Source organism: Pseudomonas citronellolis, from assembly GCF_029335315.1.
Lineage (GTDB): Bacteria > Pseudomonadota > Gammaproteobacteria > Pseudomonadales > Pseudomonadaceae > Pseudomonas > Pseudomonas citronellolis_A.
Genome location: NZ_JARJLT010000186.1, coordinates 1 through 4122 on the forward strand (window position 1 = coordinate 1; position 4122 = coordinate 4122).

5 protein-coding genes are annotated in these 4122 nt (G+C 69.6%); 3 read left to right on the plus strand and 2 right to left on the minus strand.

The window, feature by feature from the left end:
- Nucleotides 1-216: 216 nt before the first annotated feature.
- The 3 genes from P3W75_RS14660 to P3W75_RS14670 all read left to right on the plus strand — a co-directional run bounded on the left by P3W75_RS14660 (nucleotide 217) and on the right by P3W75_RS14670 (nucleotide 3377).
- Nucleotides 217-681: a winged helix-turn-helix transcriptional regulator gene (locus P3W75_RS14660; RefSeq protein WP_276228088.1), complete on the plus strand. Its 465-nt coding sequence runs from the start codon at nucleotides 217-219 to the stop codon at nucleotides 679-681.
- A 12-nt stretch (nucleotides 682-693) separates the two neighbouring features.
- Complete coding sequence (locus tag P3W75_RS14665) at nucleotides 694-1818, plus strand: HlyD family secretion protein (protein ID WP_276228089.1); 1125 nt, start codon at nucleotides 694-696, stop codon at nucleotides 1816-1818.
- 71 nt (nucleotides 1819-1889) lie between these two features.
- Complete coding sequence (locus tag P3W75_RS14670; protein WP_276228092.1) at nucleotides 1890-3377, plus strand: DHA2 family efflux MFS transporter permease subunit; 1488 nt, start codon at nucleotides 1890-1892, stop codon at nucleotides 3375-3377.
- A 19-nt stretch (nucleotides 3378-3396) separates the two neighbouring features.
- Here P3W75_RS14670 and P3W75_RS14675 read toward each other — a convergent pair whose 3' ends face one another.
- Nucleotides 3397-3801, minus strand: a complete 405-nt coding sequence (locus tag P3W75_RS14675; protein WP_276228090.1) for a DUF2501 domain-containing protein — start codon at nucleotides 3799-3801, stop codon at nucleotides 3397-3399.
- 58 nt (nucleotides 3802-3859) lie between these two features.
- Nucleotides 3860-4122: DinB family protein (locus tag P3W75_RS14680; protein WP_276228091.1), on the minus strand; the 263-nt coding region annotated here is incomplete at its 5' end.

A 4122-nucleotide genomic window follows, 5' to 3' on the forward strand; every position in this document is an offset into this window, starting at 1 on the left:
CGGGGAGAGTACGCTTGATAGGAGCGGACTCTGTCCGCGATCGCCGCACACAGCGAACCGTTCATCCCCTCCCCCCGAAGTCACTTGCGCAAAGCAAGTCACCGATTTAGATTACAATCATCATATCTAGTAACACTTCTCCGCTATCCCCATGCGGAGGGCGTTACAGAGCCGCCCAATCAGATGATGACCGTAATTACAAGAGGCCCGCCGGCCATGCGCAGAACCTCCTTCGAACAGATGCCCTGCCCCGTCGCCCAGGCCCTGGAGCTGATCGGCGACAGCTGGAACGTGCTGATCCTGCGCGAGGCCTTCTACGGTTCGCGGCGCTTCGACCAGTTCGCCGCGCGCCTGGGCATCGCCAGCAACGTGCTGACCCGGCGCCTGCGCGCGCTGGTCGCCGCCGGGCTGTTCGAGCGCCAGCAATACAACGCCCATCCGCCGCGCCACGAATACCTGCTGACCGCCAAGGGCCGCGAGCTGCGCCCGGTGCTGCTGACCCTGCTGCAGTGGGGCAAGCGCCACGCCGGGCCGCTGGTGGATGGTGTGCAGCTGGTCGACACGCGCAGCGGCGAGCCGGTGCAGATCGCCCTGGTCGACGCCCGCAGCGGTGAGCCGATCGGCCCGCAGCATCAGATTCGCCGTCGCGACGACGGTCTTCCTTCTTCCACCCACGCCTGAGCGGTAGCCGCCATGAACCAGCCTGTCTCCCTTTCCGACACCCCGGTCGCCGTCGCGGCCAAACTGCGCTCGCGCAAGGCGCTCAAGTTTGGACTGGCCGCCCTGGCGCTGGCCGGCGTCGGCGCCTACGCCGGGCACTGGTGGCTGGACGGCCGCTTCCTGGAAAAGACCGACGATGCCTACGTCGGCGGCGACGTCACGGTGATCAGCCCGCGGGTGGCCGGCTACATCGCCGAGCTGGTGGTCAGCGACAACCAGTTCGTGCACGCCGGCGACCTGCTGGCGCGCATCGACGACCGCGATTTCCGCGCCGCCCTGGCCAAGGCCGAGGGCGCGGTGCACGCCGAGCAGGCGCTGCTGGCCAACGTCGCCGCCCAGGCCTCGCTGCAGGAGGCGCTGATCCGCCAGAGCCAGGCGGAGATCGACGCCGCCGCCGCCGAGGAATCGCGCAGCCGCGACGACAACCGCCGCTACGCCACCCTGGTGCAGCGCAACGCCGTGTCGGTGGAGGCCGCGCAACGCGCCGAGGCCGGCTGGAAGACCGCCCGCGCCAACAGCGACAAGGCGCGCGCCAGCCTGCTCGCCGCGCGGCGCCAGCTGGACGTGATCCAGAGCCAGCGCGAACAGGCCCAGGCGGCCCTCGAACAGGCCGGCGCCGAGCGCGACCTGGCGCGCCTGGACCTGGGCTACACCGAGCTGCGCGCGCCGGTCGACGGCTACATCGGCAACCGCCGCGCGCGGGTCGGCGGCTACGTCGCCGCCGGCACCCAGCTGCTCGCCGTGGTCCCGGCCCAGGGCCTGTGGGTGGACGCCAACTTCAAGGAAGACCAGCTGGCGCGGATGCACGCCGGCCAGGCGGTCAACGTCGAGGCCGACGTGCTGCCGGGCAAGGTCTTCCACGGCCACCTCGACAGCCTGGCGCCGGCCACCGGCGCGCAGTTCAGCATCCTGCCGCCGGAGAACGCCACCGGGAACTTCACCAAGATCGTCCAGCGCGTGCCGGTGCGCATCCACCTCGACGAAGTCGACGGGCGCCTTGGCGAGCTGCGTCCGGGGCTGTCGGTGGTGGTCGCCGTCGACACCCGTGCGCATGTCCACGAAGACGCGCCGAAGGTGGCCCTGGAGAGCCGGCCGTGAACCTCTGGTCGAACCAGACGGTGCCGGTCGAGAGCCTGTCGACCGGGCAGAAGGTGGTGGCCTTCGCCTGCATGTGCCTGGGCATGTTCATCGCCCTGCTGGACATCCAGATCGTCTCCGCCTCGCTGCGCGACATCGGCGGCGGCCTGTCCGCCGGCGCCGACGAGCTGGCCTGGGTGCAGACCAGCTACCTGATCGCCGAGATCATCGTCATCCCGCTGTCCGGCTGGCTGTCCAAGGTGTTCTCCACGCGCTGGCTGTTCGCCGGCTCGGCGCTGGGCTTCACCCTCGCCAGCCTGCTCTGCGCCATGGCCTGGAACATCCAGAGCATGATCGCCTTCCGCGCCCTGCAGGGCTTCCTCGGCGGCTCGATGATTCCCATGGTGTTCACCACCGGCTTCATCTACTTCGACGGCCGCCAGCGCGTGGTGGTGGCCGCCACCATCGGCGCCATCGCCTCGCTGGCGCCGACCCTGGGCCCGGTGGTCGGCGGCTGGATCACCGACCTCTCCTCCTGGCCCTGGCTGTTCTACATCAACCTACTGCCGGGGCTGTTCGTCGCCAGCGTGGTGCCGCTCATGGTGCGCCTGGACAAGCCCGACCTGAAGCTGCTCAAGGGCGCCGACTACCCGGCCATGGCGCTCATGGCGGTGTTCCTCGGCTGCCTGGAATACACCATGGAGGAAGGCCCGCGCTGGAACTGGTTCAGCGACGACACCATCCTCGCCACCGCCTGGATTTCCGGGCTGTGCGGGGTCGCCTTCATCGCCCGCAGCCTGACCTCGAACAACCCCATCGTCGACCTGCGTGCGCTGAAGGAGCGCAACTTCGCCCTCGGTTGCCTGTTCTCCTTCGTCACCGGCATCGGCATCTTCGCCACCATCTACCTGACCCCGCTGTTCCTCGGCCGGGTGCGCGGCTACGGCGCCCTCGACATCGGCCTGGCGGTGTTCTCCACGGGCATCTTCCAGATCATGAGCATCCCGCTCTACGCCGCCCTGGCGCGGCGCGTCGACCTGCGCTGGATTCTGGCGCTGGGGATGGTGCTGTTCAGCCTGTCGATGTGGGAATTCGCCCCGCTCACCCACGACTGGGGCGCCCAGCAGCTGATGCTGCCGCAGGCCCTGCGCGGCATGGCCCAGCAGTTCTGCGTGGCGCCCACGGTGACCCTGGCCCTGGGCTCGCTACCGCCGGAGCGCCTGCGCCTGGCCTCGGGGCTGTTCAACCTGATGCGCAACCTCGGCGGGGCCATCGGCATCGCCGCCTGCGCCACCGTGCTCAACGACCGCACCAACCTGCACTTCCTGCGCCTGGCCGAGCACCTCAACGGCAACAACGAAGCGCTGAACCAATGGCTGGCGCCGAGCCTGGACGCCAGTGGCCAGGCCAGTCAGCAGGCCCTGCGCCACCTCTGGGACCTGGCCTTGCGCGAAGCGCAGACGCTGACCTTCGCCGACGCCTTCCTGCTGGTCGGCGCCTGCTTCGCGGCGACCCTGCTGCTGGTGCCGCTGATGCACAGGATCGCCCCACCGGCCGCGCCTTCGGCGGACGCGCACTAGCGCGCCGCCGACGGGGCGTTCAGAGCATCGACTTGCCCTGGCTGAGGACCTTGTCGCAGGCCTGCTTGGTGACCTTCTCCTTAAGCGAGCTGGCGCTGAGATCGACCTGCTTGCCGCCGGGCGTGGTGAGCACGCCCTTGCTGCCGTCCTCGTAGCCGCTGTCGGATGTGGCGTCGGCGCCCAGCTTGCCCATCAGCTTGCTCTTCACCGAGGACGCGTTGGCGGCGCTGAGGTAGTTGTTCTTCACGCAGAACTCCAGCAGCCCGGCGACATTGCCGGTGCTGCTGGAAGTCATCGAGCCCAGCGGCAAGGCGCCGGTCAGGCCGCCCAGCGCGCTGGTCGCCTGGCCGGCGCTGGCGGCCGGCGACAGGCCGAGGCCGACGGCGAACAGCAGAGCCAGGCCGAGGGAAGGGAAAGCGTGCATGGCGGCCTCCTTGGCAGTGCCAATGGGTGAGCCATTGACTCTAGCAGCCGCCCACGGGTCAGGCGGAAGCTGCGCCCCGTCGCTGTGGCTGGACGGCGTGGATGAATACCGTGTAGGTGTCGGCCGGGCGCGGCGCGCCGGCCAGGTCCAGGGCGTGGCCGATGGCGCCACGGTGGTAGGTGCCGTGGTTGACCAGGTGGAACAGCATCTCGCGACGGGTCATGCGCCCGGCCTGGCCATCGGCGAAGCGGAAGTCCAGCCATTGTCCGGCGTCCGCTTCGCTCAGCGCCTGGGCGTAGGCGAGCAGCCAGCGGTTGGAGT